The sequence below is a fragment of the Bartonella henselae str. Houston-1 genome (assembly GCF_000046705.1).
Taxonomy (GTDB): Bacteria; Pseudomonadota; Alphaproteobacteria; order Rhizobiales; family Rhizobiaceae; genus Bartonella; species Bartonella henselae.
On record NC_005956.1, the window covers coordinates 857,281 to 883,938 of the forward strand.

Sequence of the window (26,658 nt, forward strand, 5' to 3'; positions counted from 1 at the left end):
GAAAAAATTCTTTTCCACTTTTTTGTTGTCTATTGGATGCGACCACTTGCATGAGCAAGCATAGTATAGACTTTTCCAGTGTCTGATATCAGATATTTTCGAACTGAATTGGAGGAACCAGAATTGCGGGATACATCACGTAAGAGTTTTTCAAAATCCACAATATACTGATTAACGGAATTTTTAAAATTCACATCGCTTATATATTTTTTCTTAATTGTTTCAAATATTGCTCTCCCATTCATAGTATAAAGGTGGTCTATCACAATATTTTCTTGTCCATGCCGATAATGATCCCAAAGCTCAACGATAGCATTGTGTTTAATGGCCTGTACTATACCAGCTGCTAATGAGTTAAGAGAGCTGCTTACAGGACGCGATTTTGTTTGTACTGATGTAAAAACAGCATCATTATGCATTTCATCATACAAGGCCTCTTCACGCGAAGCTCTTTCTAAAAGATTCGATACCCATTTATTTTGCCTTTTTTTGCTTTGGTCTTGTTGCAAAATAGGTTTAGGTGGCACTATCTTCTTGATGACTTCAGGAGAGGCAATATCAGGTTTATTAAGCGTTGATGATGACGAAATTGTCGGTATTAACTGTTCCTTTACATTCTTTTGATCATTTTTTTGTATAACGCTTACTAAATCCTTTAATGCTGTAATCTGTTCATTCAAAGCATGGCGGATTGTTTGCGTTGTTTCTTTTGTCTTTTCTGGCAATTTTTGAACACTCTCATTAAGATCATTATTAATTTTTGAAAGTTCTGAACGAATTTCATCAGCCGAACGACGTATATCTTCTGTTGCTCCTAAAAAACGTGTTGAGGCTTCATTAATAAGATGATTAAGTGATTGTTGGAATGAATATGTGGAATTACGCGTATTTTCGTCAGCACGTTTAAATGCCAAACTGAGAGTGTTTTCATAATGTTCAATTAGTTGATTGATTTCATTAGATTTTAAAATAAGAGCATTGCTTAATGCAGAGAGCGTGTTGTGTTTTTCTTCAAGTGTTGTATTGAATGAGTTTTCAGACTGTTCGAGAACGTGAATTGTTTCAGAAAGAGTTTTAGCATGTTCACTAAAACTGCTTGTTATATGACTAATTTTTTCAAATGTGTTTTGTGAAAGTCCTTCTAAAACTTCCACACTGCTATTAAGCGCTTGATGAGAAGCTGATAAATGCTCTGCTGCTTGATGAGTCTTGCGGAAAAAATTATTCGCAGTCTCACTAAACTTACCATCAATATTTTGAACTGCTGAGAGTAAAATATTATTGTTTTCAGAGAAATTATAAATTGATTGATTTAATTGTGCAACGATGGAGGAGATATTTTTGACAAGATCTTCTTTCATAACAGTTACAGTTTGAAGAGTTTCAGAGTTAGTTTGTGTTAAGCTATTCACCAAAGATTCATTTTGCGCATAAATTCTTTGTTCAGCATCTTGTGTTGAGAGAGAGAGTTGCTCACTGATATGCTGTGTTAAATGATTAATTGAATCAGTTGTATTCTGCGCAGCTTGGTTTAAATGATTTGTCAACTCTGTGAGTTTTCCAACATGACCTGAAATTTGAGTGGCTGTTTGATTGCTTGCTTCTTCCAAATGATTACTTACGTTAGAAAGTTGATCTCCTAGCTTAGTTTTAAGGTTTTGCATAGAGTCATGAAGAATATTGCAGCGTTTATTGAGGACTTCTTCAATCGCTGTTGCTGAAGTATGGATTGTTTCATTTAACAATGTTTGTGCATTATAACTCGCCGTTGTGAAGGCTTCCATAGTATGAGCTGTTTGCTCAGACAGAGCAGAAAGAACTTTTTCACTGGTATCATAAACTGTTTGTTTAACGTTTGATACAATACGATTACCAGACTCCAAGAGAATATTTTCTGCTTGTACAGCAACGTTGGAAACAGACGAAAATATCTGTTCACCCGTAGAAGAAAGAACATCAGAAGCTTTTATAATTTTATCGTGTAGGTTATTTGTAACTGTGTTAACAGAATCCTCTAATGTGGCGCGTATATTATCTACGCTTGTTTCCAATGCCTGTTGCATTGCTTGGCTTTGTTGATTATTCAGGATGATAGATGTTTGTAATGTATCAGAACGTTCTGCAAAAGCAGAGGTTTGTGTTTGGATAGTTTCACATACTTCTCCAATTTTTTCGGATAATTTTTCCTCTAGTGTAGCTGCACATTCAAAAATCTTACGTGCACGAACTTCTAAATTTGCGTCGAACGAACCCATTTGTGTTTCAAGGTTTTCAAAAAATTTACCGTTGGATTGAGAGAGAGTATTCTTTAGAATTTCGGTATGGCCTTCAAGATTTTTGATATGGCCTTGCACAGTTTCAGTTATGCTCTTATTATTAGCAATAATTGCGTTCTCAACTAGATCTATCTGTTTCTTTAAAGCAACATCAACGTGTATATCACTTTTTGCGATGAGATTATAGATTGTTTCCATCCGTTGTTCAAGCGTGCGTGCCTGATCTGCAAGAACTTCATTAAGAGAAAAACTATTAATAGCCAAAGAGTCGCGCAGAGCATCAGCGCGTATATCAATATTTCTAGCCTGCGCTTCTAAAGCATCTTTCGTTGTATTGCAGCTCTGCGCGATGACTTCTTGTAATTTCTCTGTGCATTGAACCATATTGGCAACATGATTTTCAGCATGTTGATCAACGATTTGAATATTATCAATCAAAACCTTTTCAATATTTGAAGCATTTTGAGCTAAGATATCAGTCTGATTTTTTAAGGTATCAGCGATTTTATTCTTTTCGTTATCCAGCATATCTGCCATTAAAGCTCTTTGATCAGAAAGTTGTAATTTAAAATCCTGCGAACGTTCTTGTATAATATCAAAAATTGCACTATCGACATGTTGAATTTCTTCTCTTAGACTTTCTTTGCTTTTGTCGATTGCTGAAAGAATAATTTCATGTCCATTTGTGAATGCGTTGGTGATATCAGCTGTTCTTTCTTGGAGACCTTCATTAATTTTTAAGACATGCGTTTCTAAGAATTCACCAAGCTTTTTTGCATTATCTTCTAGAGTTTGACTGCGAGAAATAAAGGATTCAATAATGGAATCACTATATTCTTTTAGAGACAGATCAACAGTTGCTAAACGGTTTTCAAAAGTTTCAATTGCTTCTGAAGTTACGTTATCAAATTTAGAAGAGAGTTTGTCTGCTTGCTCATCGAATTGCATGATTTTTTCATCAAAATTCTGGAGAGATTGCTTATTGCGATTAGTAATTGTTTCATCCAGTGTTTTAAATTTTTCATCAATATTGTATAGAGTCTGATCTGTTGCTGCTTGTATATGTGTTGTAATTTTAGCAATATGCATTTCAGCTTTAGAAGCTGCTTCATTAAAGGTTTTCTCTATTTGTTTTTCATTATTATCAAAACGTTTTGAGAAATCATCAAAGTTTTCTCCCAATTCGTGGAAAAATTCCGTGTTTTTTTGCTGAATCTGTTTTGTCGTTTCACTAAATTTTTCAATAAGCTGATTTGTTACACCATCACCTGTATGGGAAAGTTTTGCAACAAGATCTTCACCCTGTTTTTGTAAAGTCTGCGAAAGAGTTTGTGCAAGCTTTTCAACATTCCTGACAATGTTGGAGGTAGCCAAGCCAAATTCATCACTGAGTTGTTCCTGTGTTCCTTTAATTGTTGATTGTACACGGTCCGCATGATTCAAAATGGCTATGCGTTCATTACTCAATTCTTTAATTAATGTATGAATGCGCGATTCATTTTCAGCATAGGCTTGTTCTAGATGATAAACTTCACCTTGGATAATAGCTTCAAGCTCAACAGCGCGTTCAAGGGTACGTTCAATTCCCTCGTTCATTGCTGCTACTTCTTCACGAATGGTTTGTCCTATAGCGACAGCTTGTTTTTCAGAGATATGTTGTGGTTCACTGAGGCGCTGTGCAGCATTTGTCATAAGAACGGCAATATTGTGCAATTCATTTGAGCGTTTTGTTAATTGAGCAAATCCCCAAGACATAAGAATAGGAATTGTTGTTCCCGCTGCTACAGCTAATCCAGTTGGCGATGTAAAAAAAGTCGTAATATTTGATAAGGAACTTAGTTCAAAAGGAGCTAACCTATGAGCAATAAAAGCACCTCCTGCTGCCCATAGTGCACTGAGCGCCGTCGTACACCAATAGATTCGAGAGACAGAATTCTGCTTTAATAATTCAAAATTTAAAGGGGTTGTTATATCATCATTAGCAGGAAGAAGTTTTGTAGACAATACTGTGTTATGAACAGTTCCACCTGAAAGTTCACGCGTTGGTTTTGGGGCAAAAAGTTGTTCAACAACGGATTCATCAACAACAGCATTATCGTGAATATTCGAAGCAAGAATCGAAGTACCATTTTCAGCGAGAGTTTCTTCTTCTGCTATTGCAATCTTTTGAATCAAATCATCTACATTAACAACATTTTCAGAATTATTGGAGGATATCATTTCAATTGCAGTGTCATCAAAGTTAAAGTTCATAGCTTTTGTGAGAGCTTCTTCAACTTCAACTTCAAATGTTTGTAATTTTGTTCTGCGTGCCATACTCGCCTCGTACTCTTACAGATGGAAAAGGGATATGTCCTCCTCATAATATTTCAGCATACTAGCCGTTAATTATTTAGAAAGGAATATGTTCAGGGCAAAATTTTGAAAACTTATCAAGATAAAGTTAACGTAGCTCTTTTATCCTATTTGAAAATGATAAAAAATTTAATAAAAACAAATTATTATTTAATTACAAACAGAATAAAAATACTGTTTAAAACTTTAGCTTATAATATTTACAATGTTAGATTATAAGCAAAATTATGAGATTGCTTTATTTCAATTAAGGGTAATTTAATAATAGTTATGCACAGTGTGTTAAAGATATCTGTGTTTTGAGTTTAAGTTTGTATCTATGCAGTTTGTTAGAGTGCTTTTATCGATGACAAATTGATGAATTATGCCATTGCAGCATTTATCTTATTGTGCAATGTTTTTTAGTAAAATAAAAAGCTCTCTTTATAAAGTAATTTATAAAAAATAAACATTTGGGTGATTGGTTCTTATGGTTTATGATGTTCATTGCCTTACAAAGAGTGTTTTTTCACTCTTCACTAACGGTATAGAGATTCAAATTAACTTTTTCTAAATTTTAAAGCTTCTGCGTTGACAATTTAGTATTTTTCAGTCGATATGCGTCCACAAATATTTTATACAATTTGAGACGAAGGTGTAAGAATAATGGTAGAAAGATCACAACACCTGCAAGATGTATTTTTAAATACAGTGCGCAAGCAAAAAATTTCTCTTACAATTTTTCTTGTAAATGGCGTTAAACTAACAGGTATTGTAACTTCATTTGATAATTTTTGTGTCCTTTTGCGTCGTGATGGACATGCGCAATTGGTTTATAAACATGCTATTTCTACAATTATGCCGGGACAACCTGTACAAATGTTTGAAGGTGAAAGCTCTGAATAAACAAGCTACTTTATATTATAGATCTCTTATCCCGTTTTAAAATGCTTTAATTACTATGAACAATGAGAATGAGAGATTTGAGGGATTTTTTTCACGTGTTGTAGAGCAGGTGCGTACACTTGTTTTGGTGCCAATTTGCCAAGAAAATAAAAGTGAAAATGCTTCACCTGTATGTTCAGTCTCTTCTCGGGTCCAGGAGGTATTGGGGCTGGCTCAGGCTATAAGATTAGAAGTCGTTTATTATGAAACGGTTAATATCAATATACCACGTCCTGCGACTTTATTTGGAACGGGTAAAGTAAAAGCACTTACTCATTATATAAGTGAATATGATATCGAGCTTGTAATTGTAGATCATTTTTTGACACCAGTACAGCAGCGTAATTTAGAAAAATTATGGAATTGCAAAGTTATCGATAGAACAGCTTTGATTCTTGAAATTTTTGGAGATCGTGCACGAACGAAAGAAGGAGTTTTACAAGTCGAATTGGCGCATTTATCTTATCAAAAAAGTAGGCTTGTACGTAGCTGGACACATTTGGAAAGACAACGTGGTGGTCATGGTTTTTTAGGTGGACCTGGTGAAACCCAGATTGAAGCGGATAGGCGCCTTTTGCAAGAGAAAATTATACGTATTCGCCGCGAATTAGAAAAGGTCATTAAAACACGGGCTCTTCATAGAGCCAAAAGAAAAAAAACATCCCATCCTATTGTTGCTTTGGTAGGATATACTAATACAGGAAAGTCAACTCTTTTTAACCGTTTAAGCGGTGCAAATGTATTAGCAAAGGATATGTTGTTTGCTACACTTGATCCAACTTTGCGCAAAGTGGTTCTTCCCCATGGAAAGACTATCCTTTTATCTGATACTGTCGGTTTTATCTCTCACTTACCAACGCATTTGATTGCAGCTTTTAGAGCAACTCTTGAAGAAGTGGTTGAAGCTGATTTGATTCTTCATGTGAGAGATATGTCAGATCTTGATCATCGTGCGCATGGGCAAGACGTTTTAGAAGTGCTTGCAGATCTTGGTATCGATATTGATGATACAGAGCATATCATAGAAGTTTGGAATAAAATCGATATATTGGATGAACATGCATTGAATGTTTTGCAAACAAGCGCCAGAACAAGGTTAAATCCCGCAGTAATGGTATCAGCACTCATGAGCGATGGACTAGATCAATTATTAACAGCAATTGAAAAGCGAGTTTTTGGAGAAATGCAAAGCATTGAATGTCTTTTAAGGCCTCATGAAATGTCACTTATTAGTTGGTTTTATGAAAATTCTGGTGAAATAATGCAAGAAGGGCATAATGATGGTTCTGTTACCATTCGAGCTATGCTTACTTCTGAAGCAAAAAAACGACTAGATCATATCAAACAAACTATGAATTAAAGTTTTAAAAATCTATTTTTAAATATTTTTACTTAAATTTTAGTTTTTTCTTATCTCAAAATAATATGAATCCAAGTTAAGAGGATAGTTACTACTTTCTCTTAATAAAAAAGTATGAAGTATTTTGCCGGTTTAAATCAAGATGAATCTTAAATGCAATAAAAAACTGTTGGTATGCACAGTAATGCAAAACGTTTTGCTTGTTTTTTTGTTAGCAGTGTTCTGTGCATTTTTTATTTGGTTATATTATTTTTTTCAGCCGCGCGGCTATCAGGCAACTTTAACATTTTCTTTATCTGATTCTGTAGGAAAATCTCTACCAGTCGATAAACAAAAGAATGTTATCACTTTTTTATTTTCACAGACCGCCTTTTTAAATGATTCAAGCTTGCAAAATTTTTCTTCTAATCCTTTTTTCAAGAAAGAGTTTCATGAAAATATTCGTTTATCCCGCGATGGTGATCTCATCAAACTTACTTTTGAAGCTGCAACACTTGAAGCTGCTCAACAAGGATTGGAAACCTGGTTTTCGGTATTTTCAGAAGCGATTGTAAAACAGAAACAAAAATTATTATTAACGGAGCAGCAATTTGAGCAACAATATGATGCTCATGCGGTACTCAATATAGTGCAGCGATTTCGTTCATCTATTAATTCTTTTCTTCACCACAATGCAAAACAAACAGAGCTTAATGATCTTTCTGTTCAATTAACGCAAGCAACTTTAAAGCGTATTCATTTAACGAGTTTGAATGCAACCATTAAAATGATGCGCGAAAATGGACGGTCTTTACTATCTTTATCATTTATTGCAAACAATCCAGTGATTGCTGCATTAGAATCCAAGCGTAATCTTTTGGAAACGCAAAGAGCGCATATGGTTACACAATTAGGCTGGACGCATCCTCAAATTAAGGCAATGACCGCAGAATTAGAGGCGCTTTCTCATCAATTAGAAAATAAAATTCTGCAGATTGCTCATCAAATTCATTCAGATGAGGTTATTGCAAGGGACTTTGAAGGACAGCTCAAAAAAAAGATTAGCTCCTTTGCAAAAGATCAATCCCGATCTTTGAATCAAATGTTTGACGAGCTAGAAAATAAAATAAGAGCAGAGGTAGATGCGCAAAACAAAGAGATGAGAAAGGATACTTCTCTCTTACAAAATACAAAAGTTCATGTGGTCGTACCAACAACGTTAGCGCCAATTTCTTTTATGACTCTTTACGGAAAAAATGTTCTTGTTAGTGTATTTGCAAGCTTGATGACTCTTTTGGGAGGGGTCTTTTTGTTTTATCACTGCTTTGGAAGCAAAAAAGACAAACTGGAAGAAGAGGGTTTAAAAAAGGATGAGAGCTTTTTATTATCTAAGAAAATAAGAAATCTTGAGGCTTGTATTACAATAGAGGGATTATCTGATTTTTTAAAAGGCCGCGCTTCAACAATTATTTCAATCATTGGTCCAGAGGCTGCGCGGACGGCAGCAAAACTCTCTCTTCATCTCATAAAAGAGCGCAAAACAATTTTGTTAGTGGATATTTCTGGTGAACAAATAGAGAAAGTCATTGGTCCACATCGGGGCTTGAGTGATATTTTGATAGGGAGTGCTCAGTTACATGATGTTATTTATCATGATTATGACACGGGCGTTGATATTCTTCCGCAGGGGTTAACAAATGCCGTTTATGCACAAGATTTTTCAAATAATATCTCTCATTTATTACAAGAATTAAAAAAAGAGTATGATTTTATCATTTTAGAAATGGCGAATGAACCTAAATATGGATTTGAGCAATTTGCAGAGCTAACAGATTATTACATTTGTAGTATTGTTCTTAACAAACAGGATTGGATGCTGCAGATGGTGAACAAGTTTCCCAAGATTGTTTACCGTGTGGTTGCATCATAAATGTCATAAAATAGGAATGTTTATTGCATGTTATAGCTGTATGTTTGCTTTGTATTAAAGTTGCAGTACATCTTATAAAGAGCTAAGATTTAGCGTTTAAATTTTCAAATGAGTTGTGATTGGAGAGAGACGTGGGGCAATCAGAGATATGGCGGTAAAGAGTTTGAGTAATAGCATTTTAACACCATTACAAAAGAAAAATCGAAAACAAATTCAAGTATGGCTTTATTCTATTTTATTGCTTTGTTTAGCAATTGTTTTAGTAGGAGGAGCTACTCGCTTGACGGGATCAGGTTTATCGATAACCGAATGGAAGCCAATTCACGGTGTCATTCCACCGATTGGTGTGGAACAATGGCAAGAGGAATTTTTAAAATATCAACAGATAGCACAATACAAGATGCTTAATCGTGATATGACGTTAAGCGCATTTAAGGTCATCTTCTGGTGGGAATGGGCGCATCGTGTTCTCGGACGTCTTGTTGGGCTTGTTGCTTTATTAGGTTTAATTTGGTTTTGGGCAATCAAACATATTGAAAAAAATGTTTTGCTCCAACTTATCATTGTACCCATTCTTATCGCATTTCAAGGGGTTGTTGGTTGGTGGATGGTGGCTTCAGGTATTGGCCAAAGTAATTTGACAAGCGTGAGCCAATATCGTTTGGCATTTCATCTTATAACAGCATGTTTTGTTATTATTTTTGTTACTTATTTATCTCAAGGGCTTGCAGAATATTCTGAAAAACCAGCAAGTCACAGGGTTCAGTATTTTGCGGGTTGGCTTGTTGTTTTAATTTTGATTGAGGTTTATTTTGGTGCTTTGGTTGCAGGGCTGCATGCCGGGAAAGTTTATAATACATGGCCACTTATGGATGGTCAGTTCATACCAGATGGATTGTTACAGCATGATCCTATTTGGCTCAACTTATTTGAAAATCCTTTGACGGTTCAATTTGTTCACCGTTTTTTTGCTTATATTTTGTTTTTTGTAGCGATCATTCACGCTTTCTATGTACAAAAGAATATTCCACACTCGATCCATGCTCGCCGTGCATTTTTTATATGTGTTATGATAGCTGTTCAGGCACTTTTAGGTATTATTACGCTTTTACAGGAAGTCCCAATAAGTTTGGGGCTCATTCATCAAAGTGTTGCGTTAGCGATATTGTGTTTTTCGGTTGCACACTGGCGAGCAACAAAAGGGGCGTATCGTGCTATTGAATAAAAGTCTAAACTTAGAGAAGTTTAGCTCTGTGACAGCATTAAATCGAGATTTTGGATTGCAGCTGCTGAGGCACCTTTCCCTAAATTGTCGAATATGGCACAGAGATTGAAAATTCCTTCGCTGTCATTGCCAAAAACAAACAGTTTCATACCATCTTTATGCGCTAAGCATTCTGGATTGAGTTTATTAAGCGAATCAGTTTCTTTTTGTGACGCAATTGAAATCATGTTTTGTCCATCGTAATGATTTGCAAGAATTTCGTGTATATCAGAAGAATTTGCTGATTTTGTAAATAAATGGCGATGCAGTGGAATATTTACAATCATTCCTTGAGGAAAACGACCAACACTTGGTACAAAAATGGGTGTGTGGCTGATTTGCCCATGGATTTTAATTTCTGGCACATGTTTGTGTTTAAGGTTGAGGCCATAGATGAAATAATTTTCTCGAACGTCATCTTGTCGAGATTGATTTTCCATTTGTGCAATTAATTTTCTACCGCCACCAGTATAACCAGATATTGCGTTAATTGATATTGGATAATAAGCGTCTAGCAGGCCTGCTTCACGTAGGGGGCGAATCAAGCTAATTGCACCGGTAGGGTAACATCCGGGATTGGTTACGTAGTGTGCTGCTTGGATACGTTCTTTTTGGCCAGCTGTCATTTCAGGAAAACCATAGACCCAGTTTGGTGCAACACGGTGGGCTGTTGAGCTATCAATAATTCTAATTTTTTTATTTTTTTTAAGCCAGTGAACTGTTTCGCGCGCGGCTTCATCTGGAAGACACAAAATAGCAATATCAGTTTGATTAAAATAATCTTTTCGAATATCAATATTATACCGATCTCTATGAGGAAGAGAGAGTAATTCTACATCTGAACGCTTCGCTAGTCGCTTTTGTATCTGTAAACCAGTTGTTCCATGTTCACCATCAATAAAAACTTTCGTTGCCATTCTTTTTGCCTTGAATTAATTTTTCTGTCTTATATAGCTTGTTGCGTTATAAATCAGCATAGACGATTGAATTTCTTAAGGTGGCGGTTTCTTTCTTGTAAAAAATTCTGTAATAAGAATATGTTAAGATAAACGTCGAATCTATCTTGCATTATTTATTTTTTCAAAACTAGAATTTTATTTTTAAACGGCGAAAAAACGAGCAGATTGCAAAAAAATAAGGCTAATATTTGCTATATTTTAAATAAAAAAAATTTAAAATATTTGGTCTGCATGGCTTGCTATGTTATCGTTCGTTACTTTATTTTTTAATTTTAGGAACGTATTTTATGACCAAGCAAGGAAATGATACACAAAAGCGTTTTTTTAATGATAATTTACAAACAGTTGATGTTGCAATCTTTGATGCGATCAGGGGAGAGTTTGAGCGTCAACAACATGAAATTGAGTTGATTGCGTCAGAGAATATTGTTTCAAGGGCAGTCCTTGAAGCTCAAGGATCAGTTTTGACCAATAAATATGCAGAAGGTTATCCAGGAAAGCGCTATTATGGAGGTTGTCAATTTGTTGATGTGATTGAAAATTTAGCAATTGAACGAGCTAAAAAGCTTTTTGGTGCTGATTTTGCAAACGTTCAGGCTAATTCTGGTAGCCAAATGAATCAGGCTGTGTTTTTAGCTTTACTAAAGCCGGGTGATACATTTATGGGGTTGGATTTAAATTCCGGGGGTCATCTTACACATGGTTCATCCGTTAATATGTCAGGAAAATGGTTTAAATCTATTTCCTATGGTGTACGTAAAGAAGATCAGCTTCTTGATATGGAGGCTGTTGAACGCCTTGCAAAGGAACATAAACCCAAACTTATTATAGCAGGTGGATCGGCTTATTCTCGCTTATGGGATTGGAAAAAATTTCGTGAAATTGCAGATGAGATTGGTGCTTATCTCCTCGTTGATATGTCTCATATTGCTGGTTTAGTTGCTGGTGGTGTTCATCCTTCACCTGTTCCACATGCGCACATTGTGACAACGACAACGCATAAATCACTGAGAGGTCCTCGTGGTGGTTTAATTTTAACAAATGATGAAATTTTAGCCAAAAAAATTAACTCAGCGATTTTCCCTGGTCTTCAGGGTGGTCCTTTAATGCACGTGATTGCAGCTAAAGCTGTTGCATTTGAGGAAGCTTTGCAACCTGTTTTCAAAGATTATAGTGCCAATGTTGTTGCTAATGCAAAAACCTTAGCAAAAACACTACAGAGCAACGGTTTTGATATTGTTTCTGGCGGTACGGACAATCATTTATTGTTGGTTGATTTGCGTTCAAAAAAAGTGACAGGAAAATGTGCCGAATTGGCTTTAGGGCGTGCTCATATTACCTGCAATAAAAATAGTATTCCTTTTGATCTTGAAACACCATTTATAACATCTGGAATTCGTCTTGGTTCACCTGCTGCGACGACACGTGGTTTTGCAGAAAATGAATTTATTGAAATTGCTCATATGATTTCGGAGATTCTTGATAATCTCGGTATGGCAAAAAGTGATGAAGACAATAGTGCCGTTGAAATGGTTGTTAGGAAAAAGGTGGAAGATATGACAAATAAATTTCCTCTTTACTCTTACCTTCACACTTGTTAGGGATATAAAAAGATGCGCTGTCCTTATTGCCAATACGAAGATACACAGGTTAAGGATTCGCGTCCTTCAGAAGAAGGAACAGTCATTCGTCGTCGGCGTATATGTTCCGTGTGCGGTGGTCGTTTTACAACTTTTGAACGTGTTCAGTTGCGTGAGCTTTTGGTTTTAAAAAAAAGTGGTCGATATGAGCCATTTGACCGTGATAAGTTGATGCGATCAGTTGAGATAGCTGTGCGTAAACGCGGTATTGATCCTGACTATATTGAACGCGTTATTTCTGGTATTGTACGTCAACTCGAGAGCTTAGGAGAACCAGAGATTAGTTCTGAAAAAATTGGGCTTCTTGTGATGAAAGCGTTGAAAAGCATTGATGATATTGCCTATATTCGTTTTGCTTCCGTCTATCGAGATTTTCGTAACGCAAGTGATTTTCACGATGTTATAGAAGAGTTGTCAAAGGGTATAACGGATACAGAATCTTGTTTTGATGAATAAAAAGGCGCAAGATGAGAGGTTTATGGCTGCAGCTATCCGTTTGGCAGAACGTCATGTCGGACTTACTGGTGAAAACCCATCTGTTGGTACAATAATCGCACGAAACGACGAAAATGTTGGAGTATATATTGTTGGTTATGGTGTAACAGCCATTCAGGGAAGGCCTCATGCTGAGGTGCAAGCTCTACAAATGGCTGGCTCTTTGGCCCACGGTGCCACTGCTTATGTTACTTTAGAACCTTGTTCGCATTATGGCAAAACTTCGCCGTGTGTAAATACTCTCCTCAAATCCGGTATTTCGCGGGTTGTTATTGCTCTTACTGATTTAGACAAGAGGGTTAATGGTCGCGGTATTGCCCTTTTGCGTGCGGCTGGGATTGAGGTTATTGAGGGGGTTTTGGCTAAAGAAGCTTTTGAATCCTTGTGTAACTACTGGTGTATAAGGAAGCAGCAACGTTGTGCAGTCACTTTAAAAATGGCAATTTCTGCTGATAATGGTGTTGGGAAAAAGGGGCAAGGCGGAATAAAAATTAGTGGAACGACTTCTCATGCCCAGACTCATATTCTCCGTGCTCAAAACAATGCTATTCTTGTTGGTATTGGTACTATATTAGCGGATGATCCACAATTAAATTGCCGTTTGCCAGGAATGGAAATGCATTCGCCTATACGTATTATTTTGGATGCAAATTTATGCATTCCACTCAATGCAAAAGTTGTTCAAACAGCAAAAATAATTCCTACATGGGTTATTTGTGATGTAAACTTTTCAAAGAAAAGCAAAAAAATCGCTCTGGAACAGTATGGAGTGTCTGTTTATTCGGTAGAAGTGAGCAATGGTTACATGCCGCCCCTTACTATTTTACAGCTGCTTTATCAACGCGGAATCAATAGCGTTTTACTTGAGGGAGGCGTAAAGACGGGAGAAATTTTTTTAAATGCTGGTTGTGTAGATCATTTGATATGCTTTTATGCACCCGTTATTTTAGGAAAAGACCGTATTAAAGCCCCTCATTTTGGGAATTATCTCTCGCAATTTCATGAAGTGGAGACAAGAATGTTTGGGAAAGACCGTTTTTATAAATGGAGGCGTAAGACATTATGTTCACAGGAATTGTAACGGATATCGGTTGTGTTGAAGATATTCAATCCTTAAAGCAGGGGATGCGATTTAATATTTCTACACGTTATAGTATCGAAAACTTAGAAATTGGTGCATCAATTGCGTGTTCAGGAGTTTGTCTAACAATTGTTGAGCGAGGATCAAAACAACAAGCGAAGATCAATTGGTTTGCTGTAGAAGCGTGGGAAGAAGCGTTGCGTTTGACTAATCTTACACAATGGACGAAAGGAACATTTATTAATTTAGAACGTTCGCTACGATTGGGTGATGAAATGGGTGGGCATTTGGTTTCTGGTCATATTGATGGTTTGGCTGAGATTATTGATCAGAAAAGCGAAGGTGATGCAGTTCGTTTTTTCCTACAAGTACCAAAGCGTTTTATACCTTTTATTGTAAATAAAGGTTCTATCGCACTTAATGGAACATCTTTGACCGTTAATTGTGTTGAAGAGCATATTTTCGATGTTCTTATTATTCGCCATACACTTGAAATGACAACCTGGAGACAAGCTAAAATTGGAGATCTGGTCAATTTAGAAATTGATCAACTTGCCCGTTATGTTGCAAAACTTTCTGGCTTTAGAATAAAAGATGAATAAGCTAAAAGTTACTTATATTTTTTTAAATTTTGTATTTTATAATTTTAAATTCTTTCATTAATTTTTTATGGGATTCCCATTATGACAATAGAAATATGTAAAAAACTGCATGTATTGATTGTTGAAGCGCGTTTTTATGATGGGATTTCCGATGCGCTTCTTACAGGTGCAGTAAGTACTTTGCAAAAAGCTGAAGCAACCTACGATATTGTGACAGTTCCAGGAGCATTAGAAATACCAGGTGCAATAGCTTTTGCCGAAAAAAATAGTAAGATATATTATGATGGTTATGTAGCACTTGGTTGTGTTATTCGGGGTGAAACTTATCATTTTGAAATTGTTGCAAATGATTCTTGTCGTGCCTTGATGGATTTAACAATCCATAAGCATTTGGCTATTGGAAATGGCATTTTGACCGTTGAAAATGAAAAACAAGCATGGGCACGTGCAAAACAGGATGAAAAAAATAAAGGTGGTTTTGCTGCTCAGGCTGCTTTATGTATGATCGCTCTAAAAAAGAGATTTGGGGAAATCATTAAATATGGTTGATGTAGAAGGCAAATATTCTCCCCGTTTAGCCAATAAACGCGGAGCAGCAAGACTCGCTGCAGTTCAAGCGCTTTATCAAATGGATATAGTTGGTTCTGGAGTGATGGAAACGGCAGCTGAATATGAGGCTTATCGTTTAGGAAAAGATATTGATGGAGATCAGTATCTTGATGCTGATTTTCAATGGTTTTTGGCTATTATAACTGGTGTTGTAAAAGATCAAAAACAGCTTGATCCTATGCTGAATCAACAGCTTTCTGCAGAGTGGTCACTTTCACGTCTTGATTCTATACTGCGTGCAATTTTACGTGCAGGTTTATGGGAGTTAATTAACCGTCAAGATGTTCCTATTGCTGTTGTGATGAGTGAATATGTTGATATAGCAAAGGCATTTTTTGAAGGTGATGAGCCAAAACTTGTCAATGCGATTCTTGATAGTATGGCAAAAAAAATTCGCCTTTTAAAATAGCGTTAAAATTGCGAAATTCTTAGGCCCAACATTAGCAGGCCTGACATTATCACTACTTCATGTAGACTGTTATAAACTTAGTCATGGGCCGGTAGATTTGCAGGACCTTTAATAATCTGGATCAAGAGAGGTTGTTCCTTAGTCGCAGTTGGAGTTGTTTGCGCGATAAAATCAAACACTTGACCATCTTGTAGTCCATAGTTAGCTATTTTAGTAACCTGATCATTTTTATTGAAATAAATGGCTAAAACTTTACGATCAATAATTTTTGTTTTCATAAACTGCATCCCACGGTAACGAGTTTGTGAGATATAATAAAAGACCTCATTATCATATTTTGTTTTTAGAGATGGGGTTCCTAAAGCTAAAATAACTTGCTCCTGACTTGATCCAATAGAAATGGAATCAAGAGCATTTTTATCAAGAATATAACCTTCTTTATATATTTGGCTTGAGCCTGAGGAATCAACAAGACTACAACCGCCAATTGCTACTATGCTTGCTATTAACAGACCAATCAATAACTTATGTTTGATTAAAGGTATTCTGTGGGACACTTGCAACAACGATATCTCCCTTTTATACTTAGGTATAAGTTTATAGTTAGACGTATAACAAGAAGGCAACCTCAAGTTTTTTCTTATTTTAGCTTAATCTACCATAGCTTACATTGAGTTTGCCTGTTATAAAGTAAATTATGCCATATAGAATTTCTTTAGAAAAGAAAAAAATGAATGAAGTGTATTTTGGTTAAATGAAAACACAATATTTATATCCCTTCATATTTGAGAGTTGCCAATGAATGTTCAAAATAATTTTCGAATGACATTTGCTTTGGCTTATCCAATTTCAGTACGGTCATTACCTAATAAAGGTATAAGAATTCATATCTGTGCAGATCAGCAAGAGTGCGCACATTTAGCTAAGAATCATGATTTAATTGAAGTAAAATTTTGTGAGGGAGAATTCCATGTTTTACCGTGGAAAAAGCGCGGGGTACGCGTAAAAGGTTTATTGCAGGCGCGTATAGTTCAATTATGCGTTATTACATTAGAACCACTAGAAAATACTCTCCATGAAAATATTGAGATTGTTTTTGTTCCTGAAGATTCAAATTTGATGAAGCCAAAAACATCAGAGGATACAGGTGAATTGTTTTTAGATGCAGAGGGACTAGATACACCAGAAGTGTTTTATGGCGATAAAATTGATATTGGTGCAGTTATGGAAGAATTTTTTGAGTTGTCCATTAATCATTATCCGCGCAAAGAAGGAGCACACATGAGTGTGATTGAAAATTTAGAAGAAGATGAGCAAAAATTATCGCCATTTTCTGTTTTGAAAAGTTAGAAGTGATTGTAAAAACGTAAAAAAAATATCTATTGTATACTATTATAAAAACGGTATTTTCTGCGAAGCTATTTTGCCCAATATGCTTCGGGGCGGGGTAGTAGCAAAAAATTGCAATATAAGTTTAAAAGCGTGAATGAAAAAATGTGGGATAGGCAGGCGTGATTAGAATTTCTATAGATGTCATGGGTGGTGATTATGGTCCGGAAGCAACTATTGCAGGAGCAGCAAGGGTAACAGAATATTTGCCAAATATTTATTTTTTGTTTTATGGGCTAGAGGAAACTGTTAAGCCAGTTTTAAAAAAATACCCTTGTTTAGCTTCTATATCGTGCTTTTGTCCCACAGAAAGTTATACACGTATGGATGAAAAGCCAAGCCAAGCACTTCGCAATGGGCGCGGCAAATCATCAATGTGGCACGCAATTGAAGCAGTAAAAAATGGTGAAGCTGATGTTTGCATTTCTGCTGGTAATACTGGTGCACTCATGGCAATGTCTTATTTTTGTTTAAAAATGATGGCAGAAGCTGAACGTCCTGGAATTGCGGGTATTTGGCCAACACTTCGTAGCGAGAGTATTGTTTTAGACATTGGTGCAACAATTGGTGCATCTGCTAACCAATTGGTTGATTTTGCCGTTATGGGAGCGGGGATGTTTCGCGCCCTCTATCACACTGAAAAACCAAGTGTTGGGCTTTTAAATGTGGGTGTTGAAGAGGTTAAAGGTCTCTATGCAATCAAAAAAGCTGGAATGATATTACGTGAAGTGCAATTAGAGGGGCTAGAGTATAAAGGATTTGTTGAAGGCAATGATATTGGAAAGGGAACAGTAGATGTTGTTGTAACGGAAGGATTTTCTGGTAATATTGCTTTAAAAACCGCAGAAGGGACTGCACGGCAGATAGGCGAGATCTTAAACAGCGCTATGCGCAGCTCTTTTTTCTCATCCCTTGGTTATTTTTTGTCACGAGGTGCTTTTCGTACATTGAAGCACAAAATGGATCCAGATAGGGTGAATGGTGGAGTGCTTTTAGGTTTGAATGGTATTGTTATAAAAAGTCATGGGAGCGCTAATGCTGATGGTTTTGCTTCTGCTATCCGCATTGGTTATACAATGGTTCATAATGGACTTTTGAAAAAAATAACTGCTGATTTGCGCCGTTTTCATCAGAATAAGCAAACACTTTTTTATAAAGAAGATAAAGCTACGGAGAATGAGAAGATTATATGATAAAAATTGCTAATATAAATGAAAAGTTTCAGGAAAAGGTTAGCGGCGAATGATTCGATCTGTTGTGCGTGGTATAGGAGGTGCCTTACCCAAAAAAAGCTTATCGAATGATGATATTGCGAAGTTTGTTGAAACATCAGATTCTTGGATTGTTCAGCGTACGGGAATACGCCAACGCTACATTGCCAATGAAAAGGAAACAACAGTTTCTTTGGGAGTAGAAGCTGCACAAGCTGCACTTATAAATGCTGGTTTAACAATTAAAGATATTGATTGTATTATTTTGGCGACATCAACACCAAATCACACTTTTCCCGCTTCTGCTGTCGAAATTCAACATGCTTTGGGAATGAGCCATGGATTTGCGTTTGATATTCAGGCTGTTTGCTCGGGTTTTATTTTTGCTTTAACAACAGGAGATGCTTATTTACGCTGTGGAACAGCCAAAAGGATTTTGGTTATCGGATCTGACACATTTTCTCGAATTTTAGATTGGCAAGATCGTACGACATGTGTTTTGTTCGGTGATGGTGCGGGTGCTGCTGTTTTAGAAGCACAAGAAATTGAGAGAGGCGTTGCTTCTGATCATGGCATTTTATCTACAAAATTGCGCTCTAATGGTGCGTATATGGATAAACTTTATGTTGATGGTGGTCCTTCAACAACGCAAAAAACTGGCTATTTACGTATGGAAGGACGAGAAGTTTTTAAATATGCAGTTGGTATGATAACCGATGTAGTTGATGAGTGTTTTGCAGCTGCAGGTATGGATTCTTCACAATTAGATTGGTTTGTACCTCATCAGGCCAATAAACGTATTATTGAAGCGTCAGCTAAAAAACTAGGAATTTCTATAGATAAAGTGGTAATCACCGTTGATCGACACGGTAATACGTCTGCAGCATCTGTGCCATTGGCTTTAACAATGGCTATTTGCGATGGAAAAATTAAAAAAGGAGATCTTGTCATGTTAGAAGCTATGGGAGGAGGGTTTACATGGGGTGCAATTCTTATTCGTTGGTAGATTATAGTCGCTTGACCATATTTGAATAAAACGTATAAATCATTTTGTAATTTTTAATATTTGAATAGGTGGTTAGAATGACAAGTAAGACAGTAACGCGCGCAGATTTAGCAAGCGTAGTTTGTAGAAAAGTGGGCTTGTCACATACGGAATCGGCAGCTTTGGTTGAATTGGTTTTGAATGAAATTTGTAATTCACTTGTAAGAGGTGAAGCTGTTAAGTTATCCTCTTTTGCGACTTTTCAAGTTCGCAAGAAAAATGAACGGGTTGGACGTAATCCAAAAACTGGTGTTGAAGCGCCTATCCTACCGCGACGTGTAGTAACATTTAAGGCTGCAAATGTACTTAAACAAAGAATTCTAGATTCGCATCGTGCAAGACAAAAAATAATATCACATGAATAAACGCTGTTACAATGGTTGGTATTTTTTTTAAATTTTATAAAATAGAATTTTTCTTTCTGTTTTAAGGAAAAAGCTTTATTAGTCTAAATATAATCAAGTATGATCCTATTTTTGACCAATCTGGTTGAAAAACTAAAGATTATTGAGTTGTTATAGAATCATTTGTAGAGTTTGAGATAAGGTGTTGCAAAATGGATAAAAGCTCTGATGCTTTTCGCACAATTAGCGAAGTAGCCGAGTTATTGGAGCTTCCACAACATGTCTTAAGGTTCTGGGAAACGCGTTTTAAGCAAATTAAACCTATGAAGCGTGGTGGTGGAAGGCGCTATTACCGCCCGGTTGATATTGATTTGCTTAATGGTATTAAACAATTACTGTATGATCAGGGTTATACAATAAAAGGTGTACAACGTCTTTTGAAAGAGAACGGTGTTGCTTTTGTTACTGCATTTGGTAATGGTGATCTTGATGCCATGAATGTTGTAATAGAAAAAAAACATGGAGAACAAACTTCTGAAGTCACCAGCAGTAAGCCTAAAAAGTCTTCTTTTGGACTTTTGAGTTTTATGAGGAATGAGGTGGAAACATCTATCGGTTCTGTTAATGTTTATAAAGATAAAACCGATAAAGCATTGTTGCAAGAAATACTATTTGAGTTAATTGAATGCAAGCGCGTACTTGACAGAGCACGATAACGACGTCTCTCTTCTCTCTTTATCGTTTTTTTCATTTTTTAGAACATTTAGGCATTTATTACGCGGCGCAAATCCGGAGGGGTTGCCTCATTCTTAAGTTGCTCAATCACTTCTTCTACAGACAAGAAGATTTGCTCTGTACTTCCTAAACGGCGCATATTCACGCTATTGGTTTCAGATTCACGTTTACCACATACCAAAATTACAGGAACTTTTTGTAAAGAGTGCTCACGTATTTTATAGTTAATTTTTTCATTGCGAAGATCTAATGTTGTAGATAATCCAACGGATTTAAGCTTTGCTGTTAATTTTTTTGCATATTCATTTGCTTCGGATGTAATTGTTGCTACAACAATTTGTTCAGGTGCAAACCAAAGCGGCATATGTCCAGAAAAATTTTCGATTAATATACCAAGAAAACGCTCCATTGATCCAAAAATGGCACGATGAATCATAACTGGCTGACGCTTTTCTGAGTCTTTATCAATATAAAATGCATTGAAGCGTTCGGGAAGATTAAAATCTAGTTGCGTTGTTCCACATTGCCATTCACGACCGATAGCATCTTTCAATGTATATTCGAACTTTGGTCCATAAAATGCACCTTCACCTGGAAGAATACTTGTTTTGATTTGCCCTGCGGATTTTGTCTCAATAGTTTTAAGAACAGATTCCATAATATTTTCTGCATGATCCCATAATGCGTCAGATCCGACACGCTTTTCTGGGCGTGTTGAAAGTTTAAGACTGATTTCTTTAAAACCAAAATCAGCATAAGTTGATAAGATCAGATCATTAATATTAAGACATTCATCAGCTAATTGTTCATCAGTACAAAAAATATGCGCATCATCTTGTGTAAAGCACCGTACACGCATAAGACCATGAAGAGAACCTGAGGGTTCATAACGATGAACAACACCAAATTCAGCGATTCTTGTTGGCAAATCGCGGTAAGATTTTAAACCATGTTTAAAAATCTGCACATGACCAGGACAATTCATTGGTTTAAGAGCGTAAACATTTTCATTATCCCAATCTTCAGCTGCGGGAATTGCTTTGAACATATTTTCCTTGTACCATTCCCAATGACCAGATATTTCCCATAGTGATCTATCGAGAACTTGCGGTGCATTAACTTCGGCATATTGATGATCATCGAGACGTCTTCGCATATAGTTGATCAAATTTTGAAACATTTTCCAGCCTTTTTTGTGCCAAAAAATCATGCCTGGTCCTTCTTCTTGAAAATGAAATAAGTTCATTTCACGTCCCAAGCGCCGATGATCACGTTTTTCAGCTTCTTCTAGCATGTGTAGATAGGCTTTTAAATCATTTTCGTTTGCAAATGCTGTACCATAAATTCTCGTTAGCATTGGATTATTGGCATCTCCACGCCAATAAGCTCCTGCAACTTTCATCAGTTTGAAAGCATTCCCAATTTGTCCAGTAGATTGCATATGTGGACCACGGCAAAGATCAAACCAATCACCTTGATAATAGACTTTCAAATCTTGATTATCGGGGATGCTATCGATAAGCTCAACCTTATAAAGTTCACCTTTTTCAGAAAAAATTTCTCTGGCTTTTTTACGAGACCAAACTTCTTTTCTAAAAGGTTTATTGCGTTGGATAATTTCACGCATTTTCTTTTCAATGATAGTAAGATCATCCAATGTAAAAGGTTGTTGACGTGCAAAATCATAATAAAAACCATTTTCAATAACAGGGCCAATTGTCACTTGCGTTCCAGGAAAGAGCTCCTGTACTGCTTCGGCTAGGACATGCGCACAATCATGGCGTATGAGCTCAAGAGCACGTGTATCTTCGCGGGTAATGATTTCTATCTGACCAGATTGTTTTATTGGATCGGATAGATCGCGGATGATTCCGTTAAGGCTATAGGCGAGTGCTTTTTTTGCAAGTGATTTAGAAATAGATTCAGCCAATTCTAAACCAGTCATTTCGGAGTGGTAATCACGCTTCGAACCATCGGGAAAAGAAAGAGAAACAGAGCAAGACATAAAACACACCCCTTTAATCCAATTCCGCGAACGATTGCGGATGGCTTCGTGAAAACTTAGTAATAAGCAATTAAGGCCAATTAGGCTCATTTTTTAGCAATACGTATGAAAAAAGGAAAGAATTATTTATTGTGTTTGGTAGAAATTTTCCAGTAGCACCAAGGTTTATAAAAACAGTAAGAGTTTCCAAGAGATGTGGGTACTGGTTCAAATCCATGTGTTCCAAATGGACCGCAGCGTATGATACGAAAAAATCCCATCCATGCTCCAGCCCACAATCCATGGCGTGCGATTGCCTCATAAGTATATTCTGAACAGGTTGGTAGGTGACGACACTGATTTCCTATAAAACCGGAAAGTGTTATTTGATAAAAACGTATCAATAGAAGACCAAGTAATCGTCCTGGTGTTTTTCGCCAAGGGCCTGTATAATTGCGAGTTTGTCTCTTTTTTTTCTGAGGATATGGATTAAACATTTATTTTTCTTCAATTTGTTGAATACAATCTATAACGGCATCAAAAATGAGCAACGTTGATGTGTGGCGTGCTTTATAGTTTTTAATGGGCTGCAAACAGGAAAATGCTTCAAATGGAGCTGGAGGAGGAGGTCCATCTTCTGTCAGCATATGATAGATAATTTCACGTAACATTTTAAGATTTTGTGTTGTTTGGCCGATGATATGATATGCTAAAAGTGAAGCAGCAGCTTGTCCTAGTACACATGCACGTACTTCATGAGCAAAATCTGTAACAATATCATTTTCTATTTTTAGATCTACAGTGATTGTTGAGCCGCAAAGTCGTGCATGTTTTTTTGATGTTGCATCCGGTTTATTAAGACGTCCAATTTTGCTTATATTGGCAGCATATTCAAGTATTTTATCACTGTAGATATTATCAATCATGACCTATTGCCTGAAATTTCGAAAGCCGTGATTGTTTAAGCTTTTAATTCGATTATATAGAGATTATACAGGATGAAATGGATATAGAGCAAACGCTTTGTAAATGGTAGGCTTGGAGTTTTTAAATGCATAATATTAAAGTAGGTACTAAAAACCCTTTTTTATCTGGGAGGAAGCGCCCTCCTTTTGAAGAAGTGGAAGCGGCGATTCGTACATTTTTGTTATGGATAGGGGAAAATCCAAACCGAGAAGGGCTTTTAGACACTCCAGGGCGGGTCGCTAAGGCATATCGTGATCTTTTTACCGGGTATGACGAGTCGGTTGAAGAAATCTTGGGAACGGTTTTTGAAGAGGTTTCAGGCTACAATGAACCAGTAATCATGAAAGATCTCTCTTTTTATTCACATTGTGAACATCATATGATCCCAATTGTTGGTAAAGCTCATATCGCTTATTTTCCTGATGAAAAGATTGTTGGTCTTTCAAAAATTGCACGGGTGGTAAACGTTTTTTCGCGTCGGTTACAGACACAAGAAGCTATGACAGCTCAAATAGCTAATGCTTTGGAAACACATCTAAAACCTCGTGGTGTTGCAGTGTTAATTGAGGCTGAACACATGTGTATGACTATGAGAGGAGTACAAAAACAAGGAGCTAAAACGATTACGACAAGTTTTCATGGCTCTTATGAAAAGGATCAAGTTGCACAGGCTCATTTTATGATGATAGTGCGTAGATCATCTTAAAACCTGTTGTTCTCATAATTTAGATCTGCTTATAACTAGTTCGGATAAAATAAATCATCAGAAAGTAAAAATGGGCTTGTACCTTGCTTTGTGATTTGTTAAATCCAGCGAAGTGGATATTTTGGCTCACCACGTGCGGTCGTGGCGGAATTGGTAGACGCGCAGCGTTGAGGTCGCTGTGGGGCACCCCGTGGAAGTTCGAGTCTTCTCGACCGCACCATTTTGTGTTTTCAGTTGTTGCTACAGATGAATAAAGGAGAAAATAGTACGTATTAGAGAGGGATTCTTTAGCGTATTATTTATTACATTTTTAATAATAATTTCATTTCAAGTCCGTGGAGGTGTTGTCCTTTTAGCTATAAATTTGAAATATTGATCTTTTAAAAGAGGACGGGTTGGAGTTGAAGTGAGAATCAAAATATTTTTCAAGTATTTAAAACTCTTTATTTGCGTTTCTTTATTAACAGCATGTAGTACATCGCGGGCTGTACTTTGGCATGGGATTCACGCAACACCATCTATGATTGCAGTGCAAAGGGCGGTGGAAAGTAGATCGATACCTCCAAAAGCTATTGTTCCAGTGTATGTTGCAACAAGTCGTATGATACAAAACAACTATTCTCAACCTTATGGGGCAGAACGATCAAATAAAGTGCACTATAATCGCGTAGACGTAGGAATTCCTCAAAAACACGTAAAGGGTGTTGTCGAAACAAACGCGTATAAACCCACACATGATAAGTATTTTGCAGCAGTAGCGTTGCAAAAATACGATAATAAGGAACAGTTTAAACAGCAATTAAATGCGGATTTAGAAAAAAAAACACCAGGAAAAAGAGAAATTTTTCTTTTTATTCATGGTTATAATAATAATTTTGCAGATGGCACATTTCGTACAGCTCAGTTTACATACGATTATTCCTTAAATGTGGTTACTGTGCACTATTCGTGGCCATCGGCAGGATCAGTCCCTCTTTATATTTATGACCGTGATAGTGCCAATTTTGCACGTGATGGATTGATAGAGCTCTTGACACTTATCAGTGAAACAAAAGCTGATCAGATTTCCGTTATTGCACATTCTATGGGCAATTTTGTCATAATGGAAGCATTTAGAACTCTAGCATTGCAAGGAAAATATAAACCTATCCAACGTATTACAAGTTTTTTAATGGCAGCGCCAGACATTGATATTGATGTGTTTGAACGTCAACTCAATGATATTAAGAAATTACCTCAACCAACGGCTATTTTGGTATCTCGTGCAGATAAAGCTCTCGCTGTTTCGGGACGTCTTACGGGTGGACATCATCGTGTGGGAGATGGTTCAGATATTGAAATGTTGCGTAAAAATGGAATAGCTGTTCTTGATTTCTCTAATGTTGATGGAGGAGCACACAATGTATTTGCTTCTTCACCAACGTTGATGGCTCTTGCTCGAGAAGGGTCTTTGGCTTCAACAATTATGCAGGGTACAGAACTATCGCCTAGTCAGGCGCTTCTTGCTGATAGCAGCAGTGTATTGGAGAAAACAACGCACCTTATTCTTTATACACCTTTACGTCTTTTATCTCCACTAACTCGACAGTAAGTGTAAAAAGAGGGAGGTTTTCCCTAAAATATAAATAAATTGGGAATAATATTTTTTAGCACTTTCTTTAGAATGGCTTTGTAGAATCAAAAATAAATAGTGGGATGATGTAAAAAACATTGCTTAGGTGAGCTTATGATGGTTGCACAAAAGGCCTATGTTAGTACGCCTACATTAATTGATTATTTATCTCGTTCCGCAATTAAGTTGTTAGATATTCATTCAATACTATTAAAGGTGAGAGAAGAGGCTATGGGGGGAGAACCAAATTTATTACGTCAAATTGATTCCACAAAAAAACAGCTGGATGAGATAAGTCATGCTCTTATTTTAGAATACCGCAAACGCCAAGAAAATGAGCGTTTTTTAAAACAAATTTTGCTATCAATTTCCGATCAACTTTTCTCACTTAATAATGGTTTCAAAGAAACTGGACGCCTTTTCTTTCAAGAGATTAGAATGCTTCAATCTCAAATGCAGTGTTTTTACGAAGGTAAGGAGAGGCAATATTTATTAAGTGAGCAAGAATCTTCTTATTCTCCGTCAAAAATTGATGAAGTTATTAAACAGTTACAAAAGGCAAGAGAGAAGCTTATTGTTGAAAGTCCGCATCTCTTTGAAAAAGAATGCTAAAGCGAAAAACAAAAGATTTTCTGAATCAGGCACATTGATAAAAATATTTTCCGTTTAATAGCAAACAGTGCACTTAGATTGCAGTTATTTTTCTTTTTTAGGATTCTTAACAATATAATAGGGCATTTCAAGTATGATTTCAAAGATAGAAAATATATTAACCATACCGTT

Annotated in this window: 24 protein-coding genes and 1 tRNA gene; 19 read left to right on the plus strand and 6 right to left on the minus strand. The window is 36.4% G+C overall.

The window, feature by feature from the left end; all coding sequences use genetic code 11:
• Nucleotides 1-29: 29 nt before the first annotated feature.
• On the minus strand, nucleotides 30-4,592 hold the full coding sequence (locus AYT27_RS03860) for a rhoptry family protein (RefSeq protein WP_011180650.1): 4,563 nt from the start codon (nucleotides 4,590-4,592) through the stop codon (nucleotides 30-32).
• Between the two features lie 684 nt (nucleotides 4,593-5,276).
• Here AYT27_RS03860 and hfq point away from each other — a divergent pair.
• The 4 genes from hfq to AYT27_RS03880 all read left to right on the plus strand — a co-directional run bounded on the left by hfq (nucleotide 5,277) and on the right by AYT27_RS03880 (nucleotide 10,049).
• Nucleotides 5,277-5,516, plus strand: coding sequence for an RNA chaperone Hfq (gene hfq / locus AYT27_RS03865; RefSeq protein WP_011180651.1), 240 nt, complete (start codon nucleotides 5,277-5,279; stop codon nucleotides 5,514-5,516).
• A 55-nt stretch (nucleotides 5,517-5,571) separates the two neighbouring features.
• The gene (gene hflX / locus AYT27_RS03870) at nucleotides 5,572-6,915 is read left to right on the plus strand and encodes a GTPase HflX (RefSeq protein ID WP_011180652.1); all 1,344 of its coding nucleotides are present in this window, start codon (nucleotides 5,572-5,574) and stop codon (nucleotides 6,913-6,915) included.
• A 142-nt stretch (nucleotides 6,916-7,057) separates the two neighbouring features.
• On the plus strand, nucleotides 7,058-8,824 hold the full coding sequence (locus AYT27_RS03875) for a membrane protein (protein WP_011180653.1): 1,767 nt from the start codon (nucleotides 7,058-7,060) through the stop codon (nucleotides 8,822-8,824).
• 148 nt (nucleotides 8,825-8,972) lie between these two features.
• Complete coding sequence (locus AYT27_RS03880; RefSeq protein ID WP_011180654.1) at nucleotides 8,973-10,049, plus strand: COX15/CtaA family protein; 1,077 nt, start codon at nucleotides 8,973-8,975, stop codon at nucleotides 10,047-10,049.
• Nucleotides 10,050-10,069: 20 nt separating this feature from the next.
• Here the strand turns inward: AYT27_RS03880 and argC are convergent, their stop codons facing one another.
• A complete protein-coding gene (gene argC / locus AYT27_RS03885; RefSeq protein WP_011180655.1) occupies nucleotides 10,070-11,005 on the minus strand; it encodes an N-acetyl-gamma-glutamyl-phosphate reductase in 936 nt (311 codons plus the stop codon).
• Nucleotides 11,006-11,334: 329 nt separating this feature from the next.
• On the opposite strand from argC, the gene glyA reads away from it, so the two are divergent.
• The 6 genes from glyA to nusB all read left to right on the plus strand — a co-directional run bounded on the left by glyA (nucleotide 11,335) and on the right by nusB (nucleotide 15,883).
• The gene (gene glyA / locus AYT27_RS03890) at nucleotides 11,335-12,648 is read left to right on the plus strand and encodes a serine hydroxymethyltransferase (protein WP_011180656.1); all 1,314 of its coding nucleotides are present in this window, start codon (nucleotides 11,335-11,337) and stop codon (nucleotides 12,646-12,648) included.
• A gap of 12 nt (nucleotides 12,649-12,660) precedes the next feature.
• Nucleotides 12,661-13,143, plus strand: a complete 483-nt coding sequence (nrdR, locus tag AYT27_RS03895) for a transcriptional regulator NrdR (RefSeq protein WP_011180657.1) — start codon at nucleotides 12,661-12,663, stop codon at nucleotides 13,141-13,143.
• A complete protein-coding gene (ribD, locus tag AYT27_RS03900; protein ID WP_034447750.1) occupies nucleotides 13,136-14,263 on the plus strand; it encodes a bifunctional diaminohydroxyphosphoribosylaminopyrimidine deaminase/5-amino-6-(5-phosphoribosylamino)uracil reductase RibD in 1,128 nt (375 codons plus the stop codon). Before nrdR ends, ribD begins: the two co-directional genes overlap by 8 nt.
• Nucleotides 14,245-14,865 (plus strand): riboflavin synthase, encoded by a 621-nt coding sequence (locus AYT27_RS03905; RefSeq protein WP_011180659.1) that lies wholly within the window; start codon nucleotides 14,245-14,247, stop codon nucleotides 14,863-14,865. Before ribD ends, AYT27_RS03905 begins: the two co-directional genes overlap by 19 nt.
• Nucleotides 14,866-14,946: 81 nt before the next feature.
• A complete protein-coding gene (locus AYT27_RS03910; RefSeq protein WP_011180660.1) occupies nucleotides 14,947-15,414 on the plus strand; it encodes a 6,7-dimethyl-8-ribityllumazine synthase in 468 nt (155 codons plus the stop codon).
• Complete coding sequence (gene nusB, locus AYT27_RS03915) at nucleotides 15,407-15,883, plus strand: transcription antitermination factor NusB (protein WP_011180661.1); 477 nt, start codon at nucleotides 15,407-15,409, stop codon at nucleotides 15,881-15,883. Before AYT27_RS03910 ends, nusB begins: the two co-directional genes overlap by 8 nt.
• Nucleotides 15,884-15,960: 77 nt before the next feature.
• Here the strand turns inward: nusB and AYT27_RS03920 are convergent, their stop codons facing one another.
• Nucleotides 15,961-16,440, minus strand: a complete 480-nt coding sequence (locus AYT27_RS03920) for an outer membrane protein assembly factor BamE (RefSeq protein WP_011180662.1) — start codon at nucleotides 16,438-16,440, stop codon at nucleotides 15,961-15,963.
• Between the two features lie 241 nt (nucleotides 16,441-16,681).
• Between AYT27_RS03920 and AYT27_RS03925 the strand changes: the two genes are divergently transcribed.
• From AYT27_RS03925 to AYT27_RS03945, 5 genes are all read left to right on the plus strand, one after another.
• Nucleotides 16,682-17,233 (plus strand): YceD family protein, encoded by a 552-nt coding sequence (locus AYT27_RS03925; protein ID WP_011180663.1) that lies wholly within the window; start codon nucleotides 16,682-16,684, stop codon nucleotides 17,231-17,233.
• A gap of 161 nt (nucleotides 17,234-17,394) precedes the next feature.
• Nucleotides 17,395-18,465 carry a phosphate acyltransferase PlsX gene (gene plsX / locus AYT27_RS03930; protein ID WP_011180664.1) on the plus strand — a complete coding sequence of 357 codons (1,071 nt, stop codon included), beginning with the start codon at nucleotides 17,395-17,397 and terminating at the stop codon, nucleotides 18,463-18,465.
• A gap of 49 nt (nucleotides 18,466-18,514) precedes the next feature.
• A complete protein-coding gene (locus AYT27_RS03935) occupies nucleotides 18,515-19,489 on the plus strand; it encodes a beta-ketoacyl-ACP synthase III (protein ID WP_011180665.1) in 975 nt (324 codons plus the stop codon).
• Nucleotides 19,490-19,566: 77 nt separating this feature from the next.
• Nucleotides 19,567-19,893: an integration host factor subunit alpha gene (locus AYT27_RS03940; RefSeq protein WP_011180666.1), complete on the plus strand. Its 327-nt coding sequence runs from the start codon at nucleotides 19,567-19,569 to the stop codon at nucleotides 19,891-19,893.
• Between the two features lie 191 nt (nucleotides 19,894-20,084).
• Nucleotides 20,085-20,588 (plus strand): MerR family transcriptional regulator, encoded by a 504-nt coding sequence (locus tag AYT27_RS03945; protein ID WP_011180667.1) that lies wholly within the window; start codon nucleotides 20,085-20,087, stop codon nucleotides 20,586-20,588.
• Nucleotides 20,589-20,635: 47 nt separating this feature from the next.
• Here AYT27_RS03945 and thrS read toward each other — a convergent pair whose 3' ends face one another.
• From thrS to AYT27_RS03960, 3 genes are all read right to left on the minus strand, one after another.
• The gene (thrS, locus tag AYT27_RS03950; RefSeq protein WP_011180668.1) at nucleotides 20,636-22,612 is read right to left on the minus strand and encodes a threonine--tRNA ligase; all 1,977 of its coding nucleotides are present in this window, start codon (nucleotides 22,610-22,612) and stop codon (nucleotides 20,636-20,638) included.
• A gap of 122 nt (nucleotides 22,613-22,734) precedes the next feature.
• Nucleotides 22,735-23,088, minus strand: coding sequence for a membrane protein insertion efficiency factor YidD (gene yidD, locus AYT27_RS03955; protein ID WP_011180669.1), 354 nt, complete (start codon nucleotides 23,086-23,088; stop codon nucleotides 22,735-22,737).
• Nucleotides 23,089-23,517: an iron-sulfur cluster assembly scaffold protein gene (locus AYT27_RS03960; RefSeq protein WP_011180670.1), complete on the minus strand. Its 429-nt coding sequence runs from the start codon at nucleotides 23,515-23,517 to the stop codon at nucleotides 23,089-23,091.
• A gap of 125 nt (nucleotides 23,518-23,642) precedes the next feature.
• On the opposite strand from AYT27_RS03960, the gene folE reads away from it, so the two are divergent.
• From folE to AYT27_RS03980, 4 genes are all read left to right on the plus strand, one after another.
• Complete coding sequence (gene folE / locus AYT27_RS03965; RefSeq protein WP_011180671.1) at nucleotides 23,643-24,263, plus strand: GTP cyclohydrolase I FolE; 621 nt, start codon at nucleotides 23,643-23,645, stop codon at nucleotides 24,261-24,263.
• A 135-nt stretch (nucleotides 24,264-24,398) separates the two neighbouring features.
• Nucleotides 24,399-24,483: transfer RNA gene (locus AYT27_RS03970), tRNA-Leu, on the plus strand.
• A gap of 186 nt (nucleotides 24,484-24,669) precedes the next feature.
• The gene (locus tag AYT27_RS03975) at nucleotides 24,670-25,854 is read left to right on the plus strand and encodes an alpha/beta hydrolase (protein WP_034447759.1); all 1,185 of its coding nucleotides are present in this window, start codon (nucleotides 24,670-24,672) and stop codon (nucleotides 25,852-25,854) included.
• A 138-nt stretch (nucleotides 25,855-25,992) separates the two neighbouring features.
• Nucleotides 25,993-26,487, plus strand: coding sequence for a hypothetical protein (locus AYT27_RS03980; RefSeq protein WP_011180673.1), 495 nt, complete (start codon nucleotides 25,993-25,995; stop codon nucleotides 26,485-26,487).
• Nucleotides 26,488-26,658: the final 171 nt, after the last annotated feature.

Bases quoted from the DNA above. Each gene is read 5' to 3' on its own strand.
- hfq (WP_011180651.1), top strand. From the start codon at position 5,277: ATGGTAGAAAGATCACAACACCTGCAAGATGTATTTTTAAATACAGTG.
- AYT27_RS03875 (WP_011180653.1), top strand. From the start codon at position 7,058: ATGAATCTTAAATGCAATAAAAAACTGTTGGTATGCACAGTAATGCAA.
- AYT27_RS03860 (WP_011180650.1), bottom strand. From the start codon at position 4,592: ATGGCACGCAGAACAAAATTACAAACATTTGAAGTTGAAGTTGAAGAA.
- yidD (WP_011180669.1), bottom strand. From the start codon at position 23,088: ATGTTTAATCCATATCCTCAGAAAAAAAAGAGACAAACTCGCAATTAT.
- AYT27_RS03880 (WP_011180654.1), top strand. From the start codon at position 8,973: ATGGCGGTAAAGAGTTTGAGTAATAGCATTTTAACACCATTACAAAAG.
- nusB (WP_011180661.1), top strand. From the start codon at position 15,407: ATGGTTGATGTAGAAGGCAAATATTCTCCCCGTTTAGCCAATAAACGC.
- AYT27_RS03925 (WP_011180663.1), top strand. From the start codon at position 16,682: ATGAATGTTCAAAATAATTTTCGAATGACATTTGCTTTGGCTTATCCA.
- nrdR (WP_011180657.1), top strand. From the start codon at position 12,661: ATGCGCTGTCCTTATTGCCAATACGAAGATACACAGGTTAAGGATTCG.
- AYT27_RS03905 (WP_011180659.1), top strand. From the start codon at position 14,245: ATGTTCACAGGAATTGTAACGGATATCGGTTGTGTTGAAGATATTCAA.
- hflX (WP_011180652.1), top strand. From the start codon at position 5,572: ATGAACAATGAGAATGAGAGATTTGAGGGATTTTTTTCACGTGTTGTA.
- folE (WP_011180671.1), top strand. From the start codon at position 23,643: ATGCATAATATTAAAGTAGGTACTAAAAACCCTTTTTTATCTGGGAGG.
- ribD (WP_034447750.1), top strand. From the start codon at position 13,136: ATGAATAAAAAGGCGCAAGATGAGAGGTTTATGGCTGCAGCTATCCGT.
- AYT27_RS03910 (WP_011180660.1), top strand. From the start codon at position 14,947: ATGACAATAGAAATATGTAAAAAACTGCATGTATTGATTGTTGAAGCG.
- thrS (WP_011180668.1), bottom strand. From the start codon at position 22,612: ATGTCTTGCTCTGTTTCTCTTTCTTTTCCCGATGGTTCGAAGCGTGAT.
- AYT27_RS03940 (WP_011180666.1), top strand. From the start codon at position 19,567: ATGACAAGTAAGACAGTAACGCGCGCAGATTTAGCAAGCGTAGTTTGT.
- glyA (WP_011180656.1), top strand. From the start codon at position 11,335: ATGACCAAGCAAGGAAATGATACACAAAAGCGTTTTTTTAATGATAAT.
- AYT27_RS03960 (WP_011180670.1), bottom strand. From the start codon at position 23,517: ATGATTGATAATATCTACAGTGATAAAATACTTGAATATGCTGCCAAT.
- AYT27_RS03935 (WP_011180665.1), top strand. From the start codon at position 18,515: ATGATTCGATCTGTTGTGCGTGGTATAGGAGGTGCCTTACCCAAAAAA.
- AYT27_RS03945 (WP_011180667.1), top strand. From the start codon at position 20,085: ATGGATAAAAGCTCTGATGCTTTTCGCACAATTAGCGAAGTAGCCGAG.
- argC (WP_011180655.1), bottom strand. From the start codon at position 11,005: ATGGCAACGAAAGTTTTTATTGATGGTGAACATGGAACAACTGGTTTA.
- AYT27_RS03980 (WP_011180673.1), top strand. From the start codon at position 25,993: ATGGTTGCACAAAAGGCCTATGTTAGTACGCCTACATTAATTGATTAT.